Source organism: Fusibacter fontis (assembly GCF_055378735.1).
On record NZ_AP042445.1, the window covers coordinates 3127646 to 3148447 of the forward strand.

Annotated in this window: 13 protein-coding genes, 1 riboswitch and 1 other annotated feature; of the genes, 9 read left to right on the top strand and 4 right to left on the bottom strand. The window is 38.4% G+C overall.

The features are described from left to right. The first annotated feature begins 60 nt into the window (after nucleotides 1-60). The 4 genes from ACZ41W_RS14250 to ACZ41W_RS14265 all read left to right on the top strand — a co-directional run bounded on the left by ACZ41W_RS14250 (nucleotide 61) and on the right by ACZ41W_RS14265 (nucleotide 4433). The gene (locus tag ACZ41W_RS14250) at nucleotides 61-963 is read left to right on the top strand and encodes a sulfurtransferase (protein WP_464312659.1); all 903 of its coding nucleotides are present in this window, start codon (nucleotides 61-63) and stop codon (nucleotides 961-963) included. 33 nt (nucleotides 964-996) lie between these two features. Then, a complete protein-coding gene (locus tag ACZ41W_RS14255) occupies nucleotides 997-1986 on the top strand; it encodes a rhodanese-like domain-containing protein (RefSeq protein WP_464312660.1) in 990 nt (329 codons plus the stop codon). Between the two features lie 139 nt (nucleotides 1987-2125). After that, nucleotides 2126-3295: an aminotransferase class I/II-fold pyridoxal phosphate-dependent enzyme gene (locus ACZ41W_RS14260; RefSeq protein WP_464312661.1), complete on the top strand. Its 1170-nt coding sequence runs from the start codon at nucleotides 2126-2128 to the stop codon at nucleotides 3293-3295. 19 nt (nucleotides 3296-3314) lie between these two features. After that, nucleotides 3315-4433: a dTDP-glucose 4,6-dehydratase gene (locus ACZ41W_RS14265; RefSeq protein ID WP_464312662.1), complete on the top strand. Its 1119-nt coding sequence runs from the start codon at nucleotides 3315-3317 to the stop codon at nucleotides 4431-4433. Between the two features lie 82 nt (nucleotides 4434-4515). Here ACZ41W_RS14265 and ACZ41W_RS14270 read toward each other — a convergent pair whose 3' ends face one another. The 3 genes from ACZ41W_RS14270 to ACZ41W_RS14280 form a co-directional block, all read right to left on the bottom strand. Further along, nucleotides 4516-5370 carry a MetQ/NlpA family ABC transporter substrate-binding protein gene (locus ACZ41W_RS14270; RefSeq protein WP_464312663.1) on the bottom strand — a complete coding sequence of 285 codons (855 nt, stop codon included), beginning with the start codon at nucleotides 5368-5370 and terminating at the stop codon, nucleotides 4516-4518. A 138-nt stretch (nucleotides 5371-5508) separates the two neighbouring features. Next, on the bottom strand, nucleotides 5509-6177 hold the full coding sequence (locus tag ACZ41W_RS14275) for a methionine ABC transporter permease (protein ID WP_464312664.1): 669 nt from the start codon (nucleotides 6175-6177) through the stop codon (nucleotides 5509-5511). Next, entirely contained in the window at nucleotides 6171-7187 is a 1017-nt protein-coding gene (locus ACZ41W_RS14280; protein WP_464312665.1) for a methionine ABC transporter ATP-binding protein, read from the bottom strand. The genes ACZ41W_RS14275 and ACZ41W_RS14280 overlap by 7 nt, the downstream gene beginning before the upstream one ends. A 91-nt stretch (nucleotides 7188-7278) precedes the next feature. Then, nucleotides 7279-7378, bottom strand: a riboswitch (SAM riboswitch). A 385-nt stretch (nucleotides 7379-7763) separates the two neighbouring features. Here ACZ41W_RS14280 and ACZ41W_RS14285 point away from each other — a divergent pair. The 3 genes from ACZ41W_RS14285 to cysS all read left to right on the top strand — a co-directional run bounded on the left by ACZ41W_RS14285 (nucleotide 7764) and on the right by cysS (nucleotide 10811). Then, nucleotides 7764-8054 (top strand): barstar family protein, encoded by a 291-nt coding sequence (locus ACZ41W_RS14285; RefSeq protein ID WP_464312666.1) that lies wholly within the window; start codon nucleotides 7764-7766, stop codon nucleotides 8052-8054. Nucleotides 8055-8057: 3 nt separating this feature from the next. Beyond that, a complete protein-coding gene (locus tag ACZ41W_RS14290; RefSeq protein ID WP_464312667.1) occupies nucleotides 8058-9047 on the top strand; it encodes a lipoate--protein ligase in 990 nt (329 codons plus the stop codon). Nucleotides 9048-9110: 63 nt separating this feature from the next. Further along, nucleotides 9111-9337: a binding site (T-box leader), on the top strand. Between the two features lie 52 nt (nucleotides 9338-9389). Further along, complete coding sequence (gene cysS / locus ACZ41W_RS14295) at nucleotides 9390-10811, top strand: cysteine--tRNA ligase (protein ID WP_464312668.1); 1422 nt, start codon at nucleotides 9390-9392, stop codon at nucleotides 10809-10811. Between the two features lie 183 nt (nucleotides 10812-10994). Here cysS and ACZ41W_RS14300 read toward each other — a convergent pair whose 3' ends face one another. Then, a complete protein-coding gene (locus ACZ41W_RS14300; protein WP_464312669.1) occupies nucleotides 10995-12371 on the bottom strand; it encodes an S-layer homology domain-containing protein in 1377 nt (458 codons plus the stop codon). Nucleotides 12372-12724: 353 nt separating this feature from the next. Between ACZ41W_RS14300 and ACZ41W_RS14305 the strand changes: the two genes are divergently transcribed. Next, entirely contained in the window at nucleotides 12725-19207 is a 6483-nt protein-coding gene (locus ACZ41W_RS14305) for an RHS repeat-associated core domain-containing protein (RefSeq protein WP_464312670.1), read from the top strand. A gap of 117 nt (nucleotides 19208-19324) precedes the next feature. Beyond that, a complete protein-coding gene (locus ACZ41W_RS14310) occupies nucleotides 19325-20530 on the top strand; it encodes a hypothetical protein (RefSeq protein ID WP_464312671.1) in 1206 nt (401 codons plus the stop codon). The last annotated feature ends 272 nt before the right edge of the window (nucleotides 20531-20802 follow it).

Sequence of the window (20802 nt, forward strand, 5' to 3'; positions counted from 1 at the left end):
ATTTGTTTAATTTTTAACGATACTCCAGAGCAATCTCACAAATTCGTTTAGGAGGTCAAAATGACGAACAGACATTTGAAAAGCATGGTTGTTGTTCTGATGTTGACCATGATGTTAATTTTGACGTCATGTGCCATTGATACAACATACCCCGGTACGAAAAATGTCGTAGAAGCAGAGGCAATCGTCGACGCACTCGATCAATGGGTGGTCATTGACGCAAGGGGCAAAGAGGCCTATGACAAAGGGCATCTACAAGGTGCAATTTGCATTTCCCCCGAAGCACTTGTCGTTGAAAGTCCAGTACCGATGACGTTGCCAAGTCAAGCGCAGTTTGAGAAAGTCATGTCGGAAAATGGCATTACACCGGATAGCAAAGTGGTTATTTATGATAACAACGGCGGTGTGAGTGCATCGAGGATTTGGTGGACAATGCGTGTATTTGGTCATGAAAAAGTGATGGTCATCAATGGTGGTGAAGCAGCACTTGTCAAAGCCAAAGCACCGTTAACAGCTGAGGCAACTCAAGTGACGCCTTCTCAATATGTGGCTAAAGCTCTCAATACACAGATGGTCGCGACGTTTGAAGACGTTCAAACGCTTGCCAATGAACCTAAAGAAGGAACCGTACTTTTAGATGTTCGTTCTGCTGCAGAATATGCGGAAGGGTTTATACCAGGAGCTGTTTTGTATCCACATACTCAGAATTTATACAAAGATGGCACGTTTATGTCCAGTCGAGATCTTGGATTGTTTTACAAAGATGCAGATATACAAAAGGATGATTTAATCATCGTCTATTGTAAATCTTCATTTAGAGCAACGCAAACAGTGGCACTTTTAGAAGAAGCAGGCTACACCAATCTCAAAGTTTACGATGGTGCTTGGCTTGAATGGTCAAGTAAAGTAGGTGTAACGGCACCAACTGAAGAAGCACCAGTAGGAGAATCAGACGGATCGTGATGAAGATCTATTTCAATTCCAATGGAGGATTATATGAAAACGAATAAAAAGTGGTTAAGTTTAGTACTAGCACTCGTATTAGTTTTTTCAATATCAGCATGTAGTAAAAAAGAAGAAAGTACGACGATGGATGTTGCTACAACTGAAGCGACTACTGCAGCCGTAACAGAAGCAACAACTGAAGCACCAACAGAAGCAGCCCTTGATATGGCAGCGCTCGTATCGGATTATTTTAAAAACATGCCAGAGCACATCTATAAAATTCCAGAAAAAGATTTTGTAGACATGGTAAAAGCAGGCACAACGGATATGACCATTTTGGATATTCGTTCAGCTGAAGATTATGGTAAAGGTCATATCAAAGGCGCTGTAAACATGCCTTGGGGACCTGCAATTAGCGAAGGTTTATCAAGTATTCCTGCAGACAAGCCCGTGTTTATTTACTGCTACACAGGTCAAACTGCTGGTCAAGCAGTTACAACGTTGAATATTGCTGGTTTTGATGCAAGAAGTGTCAATTTAGGTTGGAATTTCGGGATTTCAAAAGTAGAAGGCGTTGCAGATGTAACAGTAACAGATGCAGCAACTTTAACAGCAGGCGTAACTGAAATAGATCCACAAATTCAAGAGGCAATGACTGCATACTATACAGGTTTAGCAGCAGTTGCAGATACACAATATAAAAACTACAAAATTTCTGAAGCGGATCTTAAAACAATGGTCGATGCAAAAGACGAGTCTATCGTGATCTTATCTGTAAGAAAAGCTGAAGATTATGCAAAAGGACATATTCAAGGCGCTTTAAATATCCCATTTGGTAAAGATATGGCAGATTCATTTGGCACATTACCAACAGACAAAAAAATCGTGGTATATTGCTATACAGGTCAAACAGCAGGTCAAGCAACCGCTGCGTTAAGATTAATGGGATTTGATGCAGTTTCATTAAACGGTGGTATGGGAACAGCTGCCAATGCACCACAAGGTTGGTTAAATAATGGATTTCCAGTTGTCACAGAATAATCACTAGATTTCGGAGTGACTAGAACTAATCAGAATTAATTAGAATTAATTAGAAATGATTTCCTTCACTAATAAGATGTCTTATACTAACGATAAGGCATCTTATTTTTTAAGTGAGAATGAAAGAAAGGGTATGAGCATGCGAACAATTCGTTTTAATCGACCGTTTTATGGTGATCATTGGCAGCAATTTGCACTGGAAAAATTAGAACAACATCATCATGAAAACGCTCAATTCGAACTTGAACTGCGTCATTTGATGATAGAACACCTCCAATTGTCGAGCAACCAACGTATGGTGTTGACGCAGTCTGCAACACATGCACTGGAAATCATGGCATTGGCGCTTGGACTTGGCCCGGGAGATGAAGTGATCCTCCCTTCATATACATATGCAGCCACTGCAAATGCCTTTGCTAGATGTGGTGCTCAGTTGGTTTTTGCAGATGTTCACCCAGACACGGTGAATATCCACCCGGAAATAGTGGCAGATTTAATTTCGCCGAAGACTAAAGCCATTGTCCCCATCCATTACGGGGGCTATGCTGCGGATATGAAGGGGTTTGAAGCACTGATAAAAGGAACTGGCATACACCTACTCGAAGATGCCGCTCATGGCGTCGGGGCAAGCTACGCAGGCATGCCCCTTGGAACTCTGGGAACGATGGGATGTCTAAGTTTTCATCATACAAAAAATCTCACATCAGGTGGGTTTGGCGGTTGTCTTTATATCCGTGAAGCGGCAGAAACACATCTAAATGTCGTGCACGAAATATTATACCAAGGGACGGATCAGTGGGCCTTTCATCAAGGCAAAGTCGACCATTACCGTTGGAATCGCCTTGGTGGAGAATATGCTATGCAGCCTTATAATCGTGCCATGTTTAGTTTGGCGCTGCCACACGTTGCGACGATTACTCAGAAGAGAAAGGCTTTGGCAGAGCGATACGACGCTCTAATAAAAACACACCTATCGGTTGAAGTTTCAAGTGGCCGAATACATCTTCCATTTAAAATAAACGACGCCGATGAAAATGGTCATATCTTTTATTTGAGGCTTGAAACCGCCCAAGAACGTGAAAAACTTCAGACGTATTTGATGAATCGGGGAGTGGCTGCCTATACGCATTATGAACCGTTGCATCTTTCTGGTGCGGGCAAACGATACGGCACGTTTAAAGGCGCAATGACTGGAACGAGAAAAGTCTCAGAAGGTCTTTTAAGATTGCCGATGTTTTTCGAACTTACAGAGGATGAGCAAGAATATGTGGTAGAGTGTTTAAGGGACTTTTATCGGTCAGAAGGTTGAAGCTTATGGTGGTGGAGAAATGGATAGAATGCAAAGAAGGATATGCATTACAGGTGGCGCTGGGTTTATAGGCAGTTATTTTGCTAGTGCACTTGATTCAGAGTTGGATTCGGTTATGGATTCAGCCAAGCAACAAGATCATTCAATCGTCGTGTATGATTTGCTGACGTATGCAAGTGATTTGAACCGTTTAGAGGGTGTGAATTACACACTTGAAGTGGGGGACGTCTGTGATGAGGCGCATTTTTATGATGTTTTAAAGACTTACCAGATTACCCACGTCATTCACTGTGCAGCGGAATCTCATGTCGATCGAAGTCTATCGGATGAAGCGCCATTTAAACGCACCAATATTTTGGGAACACAAGCAGTTCTGAATGCGTATCGCCGTTATGTTCAAGACATGCAAATTGATGCTGGACTTTTCGTACATATTTCTACGGATGAAGTGTACGGCTCAATCGGTCCTGATGAACAACCTGCAGAGGAATCGTGGCCATTTCATCCGGGAAATCCTTATGCAGAAAGCAAAGCAGAAGGAGAGAAAAGGGTTCTTGAAAACCACTCAGAGAGGCTGAGATGTTTAATTTTGCGAAGTAGCAACAATTTTGGTATTGGGCAGCATCGAGAAAAATTAATTCCAAAAGTGTTAGCACATATCGAAGAAAATATCCCGATACCCGTTTACGGAACGGGAAGTCAGATGCGGTGTTGGTTAAATGTGAAAACCTACGCAGAGATCCTCGTTCGCCTCGTGCACATTTACGACCAAGATCCACGTCAATCATTCTGTGAGATTTATAATATCGCTGGAAAGCAGACCTATACCAACCTTGAACTGGTGAATCTCATCAGAGCAGAGGTGAGTGGTCACGTTATAGATCGGGACGGAAAGTCTTCGGTACCTATACAGTTTGTTGAGGATCGAAAACAGCATGATTTTTACTATTATATAGATGATTCAAAGCTGCAAATGCTTTTTAAGCAACATCATGTTGAAGCCGTGCAGTATCGGACTTTATCTGAGTTTTTATCGGAGTATGTTAAGATGAAATCCGGTGATAAATCCATTCCATCTGATAAATCTATTCCATCTGATAAATCTATTCCATCTAAAAAATTCGTTAGATCTTCTTAATCCATAATAAAAACGCCCAATGCATCTACAAATGCATTGGGCGTATATTTTTGGGTGGGAAACCTCTTTCTATGTGGTAGATTTAGAATGCAGGTACAACTGCACCTTTGTATTTTTCATTGATAAAGTTTTTAACGCTTTCAGATTGAAGGGCTTTCACAAGTGCTTGAATCGATTTGTTCTCAAGATCAGCAGGTCTTACAGTGATGATGTTTGCATAAGGAGATTCTGCACCTTCGATGATAAGAGCATCTTCAGATGGATTGAGTTCAGCTTCAAGTGCATAGTTCGTGTTGATTACAGCAGCATCTACATCGTCAAGCGTTCTAGGAAGTTGTGCAGCGTCGATTGGCTTAAATACGAGTTCAAGTTTGTTTTCAACGATGTCTGCTTCAGTCGCTTCGAGATTTGCAGCATCTTTTAGTTTGATGAGGCCATTTGCCTGAAGTAAAAGCAGTGCGCGACCTTCGTTTGTCGGATCATTTGGAATAGCGATGGTTGCGCCTTTTTTAAGATCATCGATACTCGTCACGCTGTGTGAATAAAGACCAAGTGGCTCAACGTGTACCGTTCCGGCACTTGCAAGTTCGATTTTGTGTTCCGCTGCAAACGAGTCCATGTAAGGCACATGTTGGAAGAAGTTCGCATCGAGTTCGCCGTCGTTTAATGCGAGATTCGGTGTGACATAATCCGTAAATTCAACAATTTCAAGTTCGATGCCCTGTGCTTCAAGCTCAGGTTTGATAAATTCTAAGATTTCAGTATGAGGAACAGGTGTTGCGCCGATTTTGAGCGTCACTTTTTCAGTCGCATCGCTTTTTTCAGTTGTTGCTGTTGCGTTTGAATCTGACTTTGAACCGCAGCCAGTGAGTGCAAGTGTTAAAATCACAAGAACTGTGATGAGTTTAAAAATTGAGTTTTGATGGAATTTTTTCATTTGAATCCTCCTAAGATTAATTGAAGTGATCAAGCAATCGGTATCCAGACTTTGAGTATCTAGACTTTGAGTATCTAGACTTTGAGCATCTAGATTTTGAGTACCTATGCTCTAGATGTTTTTATAGAGTGTGATTGCCTATCTTCTTCTAGATTTGAGTATTTGACCAGCAATTAAATTGCCGCTTGTTTGAATGCCTTGAACCAATAAAACTAAAACGATAATCGTTGCAAACATCACGTCGGTTTGAAAGCGATGATAGCCATATCGAATCGCTAAATCGCCAATACCACCACCGCCAACAGCTCCTGCCATTGCAGAGTATCCCAGTAAGTTGATGACGGTAATTGTCGTCCCAAGCACGAGTGAAGGGAGCGCTTCGGGGATAAGCACTTTCACGATAATTTGTAAGGGACTTGCCCCCATGGAAATAGCCGCTTCAATAACGCCGCCGTCGACTTCTTGCAAAGCACTTTCCACGATTCTTGCGAAAAATGGAATCGCAGCGACGACTAGCGGTACGATCGCCGCACTTGTTCCGATGGAAGTACCGACGATCAGTCGTGTAAATGGAATGATGAAGATCATCAAGATGATAAATGGAAGTGAGCGCGTGAGATTCACTAAGTAGGAAAGGGCCGAATGCAAAATGCTTTGCTGTAAAATATGTCCTTTCGACGTCACCACCAATACGATGCCAAGCGGTAGACCCAGTATAACGGTAAATGCGGTTGACCATAGAACCATTGTGAGTGTTTCAATTGTCGCAATTTTTAATAGATCAAGTAGATGAAAAAGATCTAACATGCTACCACCTCCGTTAATACATGATGCTCATGAAGCGCTTGAATCATTTGATGAAACTTGTCTTCAAAGTGTTCTACCGACTCGTTTTCATCTGGTATAATTTCTATGAGCAAACGCCCAATAGATTGATTTTGAATATTTTCAATCGTTCCAGACAAAATGTTGATATCAACATTATAAGTTCGGACGAGTTTGGATAAAATTGGAGACTGTGCACTGCCATCTGAAAAGATCAACTGTACACGTTTGCCTTTCACAGGAACATTTTCAGGAATTTCCAGTTCGCCAATAAAATGTCGTGTCTCTTCGTCTACGACGCGGGTAAAGACCTCAATGGTATCCCCTTCTGCCACGACTTTTCCAGATTCTAAAATAGCGACTTTGTTGCAAATGGCTTTGATGACATCCATCTCATGTGTGATGACCACCAAAGTTACGCCCATTTCCATATTGATTTTTTTTAGCAAATCGAGGATCTGCTTGGTTGTTTTGGGATCGAGTGCGGACGTCGCTTCGTCGCAAAGAAGGATTTCCGGTGCATTGGCCAGTGTACGCGCAATTCCTACTCGTTGTTTTTGACCGCCACTTAAATTGATGGGGTAGGCCTGTGCCTTATCCGTTAACTCCACTTTTTCAAGGAGTTCCATGACGCGCGTATGAATTTCTTTTTTACTGAGGTTCATGAGTTTAAGCGGAAATGCGATGTTTTCATAGACTGTTTGACTGCTCAGCAAATTGAAATTTTGAAAAATCATTCCCATCTTTTGGCGCGCCTGTCTCAATGACTTGCCGTGAAGGGATAAAATGTCGAGCCCGTCGATGCTGATTTCACCAGACGAAGGGTCTTCGATGCGGTTGATGCATCGAACGAGAGAGGATTTGCCAGCACCACTGAGACCGATGATGCCGTAAATATCTCCTTTTTCAATTGTAAGGTCGATTCCGTCAATGGCTTTGATCGTTTGATCGCCTTTTAGATAAATTTTACTGAGTGCTTTAACTTGAATCATTTGAAAACTCCTTATTCCTAAATTTGAACAATAAAAAACTCCCTTTACAGTGCGCAGAAGCATGCAAAAGGAGACAAAGTCAATGAACCCTCTCACATCTTCCAGTTATACTGCCGGATTTAGCACCAATGCTATTGCTAGCTGGTTGCTGGGTTTCATAGGGCCGTTCCCTCCACCACTCTGGATATGAGTTTTCTAATATTCAACTGTAACACCGAAATACGTGTTCGGTGTGCCTTGCTATGAATTGGATTATACACAACAAAAAAAAGTCTGTCAACAACATTAATAAAACTTCACAAAAAAACGATTTGATATATATTACCTGTATTTTCAATGGTTTCAGAATAAATGAATTCCATATTTTTTCAGAATCGAGTATGCTATAATAAAACTATAACGTCTAAAAGTCAGCAACTATGAGGTGAATGATGAGAAAAAATTACAAATCTTGGCTGATTTTTGGTCTTATGATTTTAGCGATTTTAGCGGGATATTATATTACTTTAGAATCAGACTTATTTAGCGACATTGCCAATTCCATAAGTCCAAAATAATGGTAGTAGGGGGCATTTTATGAAAAAGCTTGTGTTGGATGGGATTCAATTTAAGAGTATCCATGAAAGTCATCAGTATTTGAAAGAGATATTCAATCTTTCCGATGAATACGATGAAAATTTAGAAGCTTTATGGGGAGAACTATCTAGCAATAAAGAACCGCTAGAGATCGTCCTAATGCATGAGCACAAAATGCGTCAATCACTTGGAGACTACGCAGATCGCATTATAGAAGTGTTTGCTGATTTAACGCAATACAATCAAACCATTTATTTTACTAGAAATTGTAAAAGTGAGCTGGAGGATTAATGCATGAAAACAACTTTGTTTATTTCTGAATCAACCAATCCTTGGTTTAACCTATCATTTGAAGAACATTTAGTGAATGAGGTAGCCGAAGACGAAATCTATTTTTATTTGTGGCAAAATCAAAACACCGTGGTCATCGGGAAACATCAAAACCCATGGCGTGAAGTTTTGGTCAATGAGCTAGAAAAAGATGGCGGAAAACTCGCGAGACGTCTATCCGGCGGTGGCGCCGTGTTTCACGACTTAGGAAATCTCAATTTTACGTTCGTCATGAATAAAAAACACGAAGATTTACACCGTCAACTAAAAGTCATCGTCGATGCAGTACAGTCGTTGGGAATTGAAGCGACATTTTCTGGACGTAATGACATTTTAGCGGAAGATAGAAAGTTTTCTGGCAATGCCTTTTATTACGGAAAAGAGAACTATTATCACCACGGAACAGTTCTCGTAGACGTTGATATGACAAAACTTGGGAGATATCTCAACGTATCGATGAAAAAACTTCAGGCAAAAGGTGTTGAATCCGTGAAGTCTCGCGTCATCAACCTCAGAGAAATCAATCCTGAGTTGACCATACAGCAGATGGTTTTCGCCCTTGGAGAATCCTTTGAATCCGAGTATGGAAAAGCAGGAGAAACCTATTATATTTCAGAGACCAATGCACCTGAAAAGGCACTGGATCGCTTTAGACATTATGCGTCTTGGGACTGGCTCTATGGCAAAACGCCCAACTTCGATGTCACCATTGAAGAGAAATTTACATGGGGTGAGTTGGTACTTAGCTTTAGGCTTAAAGGCGCTACGATAGAAGAGTGTGGTATTTACTCAGATGCCATGAATACTGAACTTGTAGAGGCACTGCAAGGTATTTTTGATGGCAAACGACTTGAAAAAAATGAACTCTCAACGGCACTGAAAGAAGCTTTAGTGGATGCAGCCTTGAGACCACAATTTGACGAGATCGCAGATTGGATCATGGCGACGATTTAGGCGCTGAATCTCGAGAGTTAGGTTCTAAATCTTGACAGAATCCCGGTCGTATGTTATGAATAATATAACGCAATGATTGAGACGAGTAGTCTGATTGATTCTTTGTAGAGAGGACCTGTTTGGTGAAAAGGTCTAAGATAAATGAGATGAATGCCCTCATGAGTGCATGCTGAGACAATCGGTGAACGTTTCTTTTGATGAGCAACCGCTGTGTAGGACATGCCGGGTGATACCGTTATCTATTTTAAAGCAGTAAGCAAAGTGGAACCGCGATTTTCCTCGCCTTTGTATAAAGGGCGAGGTTTTTATTTTTTGATAGAGATCAAATTTGGGAGGTTTGGGATGAAACTGTATAATTCACTTTCAAGAAGCATTGAACCATTTATTCCATATGTAGAAAAGCAAGTTAAACTCTATACGTGTGGACCTACTGTGTATAACTATGCACATATTGGAAATTTAAGAACGTATATTCACGAGGATCTTTTGGAAAAAACACTGACACACCTTGGGTATGATGTGACGCGCGTTATGAACATTACCGATGTTGGACATTTGGAATCGGATGCAGATGACGGCGAAGATAAGATGCTGAAAGGCGCACTTCGAGAAAATAAAACGGTGTGGCAAGTAGCTGAATACTATACGGAGGCATTTTTTACCGATTGCCAAAAGTTGAATATTAAAAAACCTCAAATCGTCGCAAAGGCAACCGACTATATCGATCGATATATCGAGTTTATCAAGACGCTTGAAGAAAAAGGCTATACGTATTTTGCAAATGGAAATGTGTATTTTGATATATCTAAATTTCCAGAATATACGAAGCTATCTCGCATGAACTTAGATGAACTGAAAACCGCGCATCGAGAAGATGTCGAGGAAGATGTACACAAGAAAAATCCACAGGATTTTGTTCTTTGGTTCACGAAATCCAAGTTTGAAAATCAAGCCATGAAGTGGGAATCTCCATGGGGCGTGGGCTATCCAGGATGGCATATTGAATGTTCGGTCATCTCTCTTTCAAATTTAGGAGAACAATTGGATATTCACTGTGGCGGCGTGGACCATATTCCGGTACACCATACCAATGAAATTGCACAAACGGAGAGTTATACGGGGAAACCGTGGACAAAATATTGGTGGCATGCAGAATTTTTAATTGAAAGTAACGGTAAAATGAGTAAATCATCTGGAGAGTTTCTAACGGTGTCTTTGCTTGAGAAGAAACAGTTAAATCCACTGAGCTATCGTTATTACGTCCTCAATTCACATTACCGTAAGCAGCTTCAATTTAGCTTTGAAAACTTGGAAATGGCAGAAAATGCGTATCTCAAACTTAGACGAAAAACATCTAGTTTAGCGCGTCCAAGCGCAGATGCATTTATGACGCTTCAAGGCCAAACAGCCTACACAGAGTGGATGCAGCAGTTTGATGATTGCTTAGCAGATGATCTCAATACAGCCAATGCAGTGACCGTTTTATATGACGTGTTAAAAGCAGATTTGACAGATGAACTGAAAGCGGCACTTGTTTTGAAAATGGACGAAGTTCTTTCTCTAGATTTATTGATGCCAATAGAAGAGGTCGCAGGAGATGTTACAGAGGATGAAGTCGCTTGGATCGAAGCACAACTGATCGAAAGAGCAGAAGCGAAAAAATCTAAAGACTGGGCGAAAGCCGACGCCATCCGAGATGCCTTCAAAGCAAAAGGCATCACCATCATCGACACACCCGATGGAGCGAAGTGGAAGAAAGAGTAAAATGAGTAAAAAAGAATCAAAATAAGTAAAAAGAATCAAAATAAGTAAAAATAAACCCTCAGATTTTTCATTTTGGTATGTTGTTCATGCCAAATTGAAAAATCTGAGGGTTTTATATTTGTTTAGAAAGCGGCATAATTCTAATACATAAGAATTTCAATTATTGAAATGGCGCTTTATAATTTACTTGCTTTCTATATACACAACGTCATTCCATGTGACACAGATTTTCGTTTTGCTATAAACATCAATGAGTGCATAGTAGAAGTATGTTGTGCCCTCAGATTCAAAGTAAATTTCATCATCAATATTATTGTACGGCATTTCGATGACATTAGAAGATGAAGCTTCTTCCATACAGGCAACTCTTAATCTGTTCTTACAACCTGTGATTTTTTCAATTTCTTGAGACATTGCAATGATTGCCTGATAGAGTTCTTCTGGATGTAAACGTTCAATTTCTAAATACGTATCTAGTGATTTTAAGGGAATGAGACACGAAACTTTTGCGACAGAATCCTCATAATCCCAAACTGAAAAACAATCAATATCGATTTTGCTATTACCAACGGTGATGGTTTTAAAACGATCATCTAAAGCTTTTTCCAAATTATCTTCAGATATTTTCGCTTCATATGTTACAAGCGCATCGGTTTTATAAGTAGCAGATGTTTTGTTACCGTAAACAGCTGTTATTTCAAAGGTAACTTTTTCACCCGGAACAAATCCAAAGACTTCAGTTCCGCCTTCGCTCCAGTAGACTTTATTGATGTCACCAGAGACATCAGTATATAACTGTTGAGTTCCGTCTTCATAGGTACCGGAAACAACATAATAATCTGCATATGTTTGATCCCAGTGTAATACATACGAAGTTCCATTAAACTGGTCGATTGTTGAAAATACAGGCATTTGCAAAGCTTTACGAGCATTTAGTTTGTCTTTTAAAACATAGTTGTCATAAATATTTTTGAAAATTAAGAGAGCATCTTGGTATGTAGCATTTCCTTTTGGATTCACTTTGTTATTGCTACCATTTAATATTTTTGCTCCAAAAGCTTTGTAAATAGCTGTCTTTGCATAACTTGAGATGGACGCATCATCACTAAATTTAGTAGTGGCTGGAGTTAATTTCACGCCTGCTAATTCTAATGTTTTTACCATCATGGTTGCAATTTGTTCTCTATTAACCAATACGTTTGGTCCATATAGACCTTTTGATATTCCAGAGCTAATCCCGATTGTTGCAGCTTTTTTTACATAGTCATCATCAGTATCTAAGAATTTAATAGAGTCGTTAACTTTGATTTCTTTACCGGTAATAGACTCATATGCAATAACCGCAAGATAGCTAAAATCTTCACGGTTGATATTTTCTTGGAAATCACTAAAAAAATAATCGCCGATAACTTTGTAATTGTAAAGTGCGTCGATTGAGCTTTGTGCCCAAGGTTGTGGTACTTGTTCTTTTGGTTTGATAATATCGGCATAACTCGACATTGGCATTGCTAATGATAATACAAGTAACAATGAAAGTAATAAACAGAGCTGTCTTTTCATAGTTGTGTTTGCGATTCTATAATCGCTCTCCCTTTTTGTAAATTATGTGCTAATTTTAGTCACTGAGATTGTTATAACAAATTTTAAGTAATCTTTCAATAATAATTTAGCATGGATATAATTATTTTTATGTCACAATTTTCACTTTGAAATCTATGGCCTTGCAGTATTCTTGTGGGGAATGTGGAGACTGACGAGACGAAGGAGATAGAAAAGTAGGAGTTTACAAAATAACTGTATGGAAATAATGTTATAGAAACAACAGTTTGATAATTGTAAAATTCTAAATTGTCTGTATAATGAAATAGTTGACATATTGTTGTTAACAAATATAAACATTTTAGGAGGATTTAATGAAACTAGGCAAAAAAGTCGTTTCGTGGCTACTAGTTGTAAGTTTAATCATCCCCTCATTTTCAGGGATGCAGTTAATAAACTTCGCCGACGAAACAGTGACAGATGGAGGCAGTACAGAGCCTATAGTAAGCATGGAAGAGTTATTAGGTGCGGATGCGAACAGTCCGAATAGTACGACACCGGCGAATATACAGATATTGCCGTTGGTGGATGACATGTTAAACAACTACAATTTTTACAGTGAGTTGTCAGCGGAACAAAAGCAAATATTATGTGAGTCGGAACTATTAACCGATGAAATTATGAATGACCCTCTACTTCAAGGTGTTCATTTAAGAAAAGCTGTTCAAGCTGCAAGCCTTACCCTTAATATGACGTTTACACTTCAACAATCAATCGCGCTAGTCAATTATTATTCAGACTCAAAAACATTGATGGATACGATTCGAATTTTAGATCAACAAATAAAAGTTTATCAGCACGATGAATCTGCTATTGATCGTGTCATTCAGCTTACTTTACAAGGGTATGATGTAATTGCAGCCTCGAAAGCAGTATATGCTGCGAAAGTTTTAGATATAGATGTCATGTTAATTATAAAAAATGAGCATACATATGACATCTCAAAGATGCCGAAAGATAATATTCAACTTGAAGGTAATGAAAAATACATCTTAGATCAATATCATATTGATTATGAGAAAATACATCAAATCGATCAATTTAGTCAAAATTCGATTATGGATATTTTATCAATCATTATCAGCTATACGCCAAAAAGTGAATTAAAAATGATGCGCTCATTAAATATTGAAAGTAATGGCGTGAATTTTGCAACTTCAGATGCGGGGAATGTTCAAATTCCTACGTATAATAAAGAATATACCGCACCGTTTTCTTGGAGTCAAAGTGGTACGAGCATCAGCACTTTTGATGGTACTTTATATACTCAAACTCCATCAGAGACACTACCTGGTAGAAATGGATTTGATGTTTCAATTGGTCTTTCATATAACTCGAGAGAGTCAAAAGTAGCTGATGAAGACTATGGACAGGTTGATGAACAGAGTTATACAGGTGTTGATTATGATGTTCATATTTCAAAATCAGGTGTATATATTTACAGAAATGGACACTATGAGCCTTATGGAAATCTATATCACAAAAGCATTGAAACGCGTACAAATCAGAGTTACCTTCAAATGAAGGAGTTGACAGAGCAGTTTCCAGTATATATAAGTGTGGGTAAAGATTATTTGGGAAATGACTTATATGAATTATATGAAGCCACTGTGAATGAAGAGGATGGATATAGTCATACTGAAAAGATCGTAGATAAAATGAATTACTTGAGTTATCAAGATAAATCAGAAAATGTTGGAATGGGATGGTCATGGGGATTCCCAAGTATAGAAAAGACTGAAAAAGAGTTCAGGGGGGTCAAACAAACAGCGAATTATTTGCACCTTGGCAATGGACAAGTCTACAAAATCATCAATTATGAAGACAATCGATATAAATTAGAAAATTATGAATTAGAAGATATTTCAATATGGAAAGATTCAACCTATGTTCAATCCCAAACTGGAAAAACATCAGAATACGCATTGTATATGAGAATAGGAACTACTCAATACTTTGCTGAAGATGGTACTTTGATGGCAATGATTGATCGATTTGGAAACAAGGTAGAGTGGATTTATGAAACATCAGGTGAACAACGCATCTTAAAAAAAATCGTAGATACAGTAGGAAGAGAAATCATTTTCAATGAAACGATGACAGAGACTGGAAAAAACGTAACTGTCACTTTTCCCGACCAACGTGTGATGACATTTAAACACTTATTCGCACCAGGTTATACGACAGAGTACTTATTAAGTGAATATATCGATCCGGCAGGGAAGAGTACAAAATACGATTACCTACAAAATAAAAATGCTTTTTCATTTGTTGATCCGTATAAAGAAGAACTTAAAAATGATTATTTTTATTTAAATCAAATTGAATACCCAACCGGTGGAAAACAGGTGTTTGGGTACAAAAAACTAAAAACCTACTTAGGCTCATCTGGAACACAAGACATGATGAGAGTGATCACACATGGAATTATCGACAGTCATCAAATGAGTCAAGAAACAAAATATGAGTATGATGAACCGTGGACGATTAATGGTAGCAGTCATTCGACGAGAGTCACTTCAAATAATTTCATAAAAACCTATATTCACGAAACTTACGGGGCGGTCTACAATGAAATTACAACGACCTTAAGTGGTAAATTGTTATTCAATAAATTTTATCATCGAGATGAAAGAAAGCAAATTAAGGGAATCAAGAGTTATATCTATAACTTAGAGAACGATAATTTCAATGAAGTAAATGAAATTTATACGTACAACAATGTTGGCGACTTAATTTATTATCGTGATGCAGAAGGCGTTGAAACTCGAAATGAGTATGGTAATTATCATTTACTAGTTTCAAGTGTCAAGAATTTAAAGAATTCTAATTACGCTTCAACTTATTTTGTACTAGGTAATAATGATAAAACTTATACATCTATCAGACAAATCAACACCGTCGATGGCGTCGACCAATCTGTCATGACATATTTTGACTACGACACCTACGGTAACGTCACCCATGCAAAAACACAAAAACTCGACGAGTCCACAGAAACATTTTATGAGTATGGCTCAGAATATCAAGGCGCATACCTCACAAAAATGACTCAAACCACTAAAACCAACGCTTTTACTCAAGGTATCAGCGAGCAACTTGTTACATCGGAAACGTCCTATAAGTACGACTTTAATAACGGTCGATTAACTGAAATTATAAGTCCATTAGGCGTGAGTACAAAAGTATCTTATGACATCCTCGGAAGAGTAATACAAACGAACGTTGATGGCACTATTATGTCACAAGCGACTTATGATGATGCGAACAACAGCACCACCGTGACGTCTGCATCTGGCGTTCGCACACAGTATCAGTACAGTGCACTTGGACGCCTTTTATCGACGACAAATCTCGATACAGGAAAATCGACAAAAAACATCTATAATGAACAAGGTCAAGTCATCAAAGTTGTTGATCCTATGGGATTTGAAACAAAGATGAGTTACGATGTCCTTGGAAGAGTCATCAAAACAGAAGCACCAGATGGAAGTAACCAGTCTGTTAAATATCTCGATGACTCATTTGCAAAGATCATCACAGATGAAACGGGTGCTCAAACGTATGAACAAACCGATCGACTCGGTCAAACCATCCGCGTAGGAAAACTATCAAACGGTTCTATGATCTACCGCACGATGGCATATGATGGAAATGGCAACGTCATCTCCGAAACGGATTATAAAGGCAATCAAACGAACTATGCCTATGATTCGCTTGGAAATCTTTTAAAAGTAACCAATGCACTTGGTGAAGTGACGACGATCACGCCAAGTTTATTTGGCTCGCCAAGAAAAGTTGTAACAGCAGGTGGCAGTATCACCACATATGACTATGACAGTCAAGGACGCTTACTCAAAACCACCAACCCTGTAGGTAAAACAGAACAATTTGTTTACGACAAAATGGGAAATGTCCTCTACAGCAAAGACTATTCTGGAAAAATCGTACAGTATCAGTACGACCGCCTTGGACGCAAAGTCAAAGAAATCGACGGCGGCAAAATCACAGAAACTACCTACGACATAGAAGGTATGATCACAGCCATCAAAGATGAAAATGGCACCATCAGACAAAGTTATTCGCCAGATGGACTGTTACTCACTAAAACCATGCCTGATGGCAAAACCATCACCTACACCTACGATCAAAACAGTCGAATGGTGAGCATGACGGATTACTTTGGGAAACTTACCAGCTATGGCTATGACAGTCGCAACCACATGATCTCAGTCACGAGAGATGACAAAGTGACGCAGTACAGCTATTATGCGGATGGTCTACTTAGACAAACCAGCTATCCAAGTGGCATCATCGAAACCAATACCTATACCACAGATGGCTTACTCGCCACAAAAGAGACGACAAAAACAGGTGGTGCAAAAGTTAGCAGTTACACCTATAACTACGACGTCAATGGCAACCGCATCTACGAGATCGGGTCCAATGGCACCAAGACCTACACGTATGACACACTGAACCGACTCACAAAAGTCGATTATGATAATGGCAATACGACGACTTATACGTTCGATAAAAATGGCAATATCCTCACGAAATATGAAGAAGTGCCATCTGATCAACCCTTTACATCAAAACAGACGACGTATAGTTATGATGGGGCGAATAAGCTGATTAAAACACATTCCCAATTGTATCACTCTGAAAAGTATAAGCTGACAACTAAAACATTAGAAGTGACTGAAAATGTAAATATTGCGAATTACTCTCTTAAAGTTGGTGAAAGTGTAACCTTTAAAGTAATTGGAAAAGTCAATGGAACGAATGTACCAGCAAGTTCATTACAAAATCTAAAAATTACAGCGAGTAGTTATAACGATGTAACATCCTCAAATGTCATTTTTGATACAACTAGGTTGCTTGTTGATGGGACTGTGACCATGAAATTCGCTCAAGCTATCGCTGTAAATAAAAGACTTAACATTCCGAGTGAAGGTAACTTAAATGTAAATTTTTCGTGGAACGGCGCTTCAGTTAATAAGACTGTTAAATTATCAAAAGTTTTATCTATGGAAGTAAATTTCGATGGAGAAACAAAATTAAATGGAATTACCACTATTTCGATGTCCGTATTGGTGAAACAAAATGGAGAACTAATTGCTCCATCTGCGTTTTCGACTATGGTTATCGAGCTTACACCTGCCGAGGCTTCAAGTTATGTCACAATTGATATTAGTCAGTTGTATACTAATGGAAAAGTCTTTCTGAAACATAAAAACAATAGTCCGGTTTCAAATATTCAACTCGCGTTTAAATGGGAAAGTATGACAGTTTATAAATCAATCTCAATTGGTAATCAAACTACACCTCGACCACCACGTGGAACCATTCCGTTACCGGGATTACCAAAGCCACCTGTAGTTATTATGCTATTTACACCAAGTTATATGTTATCGGTGAATCAGCATAAAACAGCATTGGCATTACCGGTAATATCATTAGTTGGAATGCCTACGGGTTTTGTCATATTTGAACCAATTATAAATCAAGTAACTAATCCACAACCTGAAATCACCACCTTCACCTACGACGACAATGGCAACCTCACCACCGAATCACGCACGGTAGGCACTCAGCAAACGACAAAAACCTACCAATACGACCACAAAAACCGCATGACTGCATTCAAAGACCCAGCAGGCAAAGTCTCAACCTACGCCTACTACCCAGACGGCCTCAGATCTCAAAAAACCGTAAATGGCGCAACCACACAGTTTTACTACGCAGGCGCAGACATCATAGACGAAGCGGTTGGCGGTCAACTATACGCAAGCAATGTCCGCGGATTCGGACTGATCGGACGCAGCTCAGGCGGGCATTACTATACATTTATCCGAGATGGACACGGCGACGTCAATAAAATCCTTGACGAAACAGGCACCGAGGTCTCAAACTATCAGTATGACGCCTACGGCAATGAAATCAAAACCGGCGCACAAACAAACACCCTCTACAATCCATACCGCTACTCAGGCGAGTACTATGATGAAGAATCAGGGCTTTATTATTTGAGAGCGAGGTATTATAGTCCGGAGATTGCTAGGTTTATCACGCAAGATACGTTTGCGGGGAGTTTGAAAGAACCCATGACGTTGAATCTTTATGCATACTGTGGTGGAAATCCGATAAAGTTTGTGGATCCTAGTGGACATAAAATGTTTGTTATTGATAAAATTGAAAAAGAAACAATTGTTGGTTGGCTTAATGAATTGACAAACATGAGTTTCTATTATGAAGGAAATTATATCGAATATAAAAAAAATACAGATGGGACACCTCTTTTAAATGGGAATGAAACATTAACAGAAGCAAGTAATGGATTAATTAAAGAATTAATCGATAGTGATACAACTATCAAGATTAAAGTTAATTATTTACAAGATTTTGGCTTTACGACAACAAATGGTACTTTGACAGTACAAGTTAATCCTACATTAGAAAAATTACCAAAATTATGGACGACTAATCCTCAAAATGGAATAAATGAAAAAACAGTCGCACCTGCCTATTTATGTTTTGCACATGAACTTGCACATGCGTATCGTGCTATAAATGAAACATTAGATTATAAAAAAACTAAGCATCACTTTAAAATTGGAGAACGTGAAATTGACTTTTTATGGTTCAACAAATTATATGTATATGAAAGGCAAGAATATGCTTATGAAGAATTCTATAATATCGGGTTATTGCCAGATTCAAAAGGAAATTACTATAGGTATTCTGAGAATGTCATACGATCTGAACACGGTTTATGGTTAAGAGGTGGGTACTGAAAATAAATCCAGAATACTGAATTCTGAATAATAAGAAGTTTGAGCAATAGATGAAATTGCTGTTTGAAATTATGTTTAGACTCAATTCATCTATGCTTAAACAAAAGGATGTGGACAATGAAATACTTAAATAAAAATAGGACTATTTGGCTTAAACTTACATTAATCATTATGTTTGCGTGTTTATTTGTTCTTGGTATAACGTTTATGAAAAACATTATTATGAAAAGGACAGTAGACGTCGGTGTCGCAAATGAAACTAAATCCGAACAAATAGTAGAATCTTCGTCAGAACAAGTTAGTGAATTTATCACTGCTGAAGAAAGGATAAATCAAAATTGGGAAAATGTAAACAAAACGGCTCAGTATCTAGGTAAAACCCCTTTTGAAATAGCGATGTTTGGGATTGATGTAAGTTATTACAGAGTGAATAATAGCGTTCAATGGATGAATTTCACCGTAGATAATCATTACATTACGGCTATACTAGGAGAAGCGAATAACCAATTGGTTTGTACGACAATACTCTATCGACCTACAGTTTTTAATCCGAATCTCAATGATTTGAATACTTTAAATGATCTTTCTATTCAGGATGTTGAAAATATGTATGGAGAAAAATATTGGATAGATGAAAATCCTGTGTATGGTCAATTTTCAATTAATTATTCATTTGAAAATTTTAATGTTTCCATTAACCTTGGAAATGATAAGCGTATAATTGATGATTCGTATAGATTTATCATTTCAACCAATGAACAGATGATAGATATCAAGGAAATATTAGAAATTGAGAGCAAACAAACTACTTATCTTACAAATGAGAGTTCTATCATTAATCAAAGTAAATGGAATGGAATACGTACGGAACTTGGTTATTTAGCACGCCCGGCAGCAGAGATCATCAAAGGCAATTTTGATGAGTGGCATATAGGAACTTATAAAGACCATTTAAATTACGGATATTATAAACATCAAGCGAGTGGCGTCTATTTAAGTATTTGGGAAGATCATCTTTGCAGAGTGATATGTTTTCCAACTCAGAAGTTAATCAAATCAAATAAAAAAGAACTTACGAATATAGAATTTAGTAAGCTTATGGATGTTCCTTATGTATGGAGGAATAATTACTATGGCAATGATAATCATTTGGATAGTTTAGAAAGAAACGTAGTGTTAAAAGTGGGAGATAATTTAGAAGATAAGAGTGCTTACATAATTGAAATGGAAGACGGTCTTATTATTGAAATTATGGCTGATGAAGACGGCAATGTAAGTCTTGATGACTATACAAAATTGACGTTGGCTTATATGTGGCGTTGAAATTAAAATAGAGACTTTCATCAGAGGTAGTGAAAGAGCTTGTTTTTTCACTACCGTTATTTTTTGAACACTGCTTGTTCTAAGTGATATGTGTAGTTGTTTTTGTTAATTTACGATCACAAGAGCAATTCAAACATAGTTTTGTAGAAATAATAGTTAACAATACTTAAGCACCCCTTAAAAAAGGCCAAGAAGTAATGAATATATATAGGGGTAACGGAATGACTGTGGTCACAAAGATAAATGGCGAGTTTGCTACATTAATTAAATCA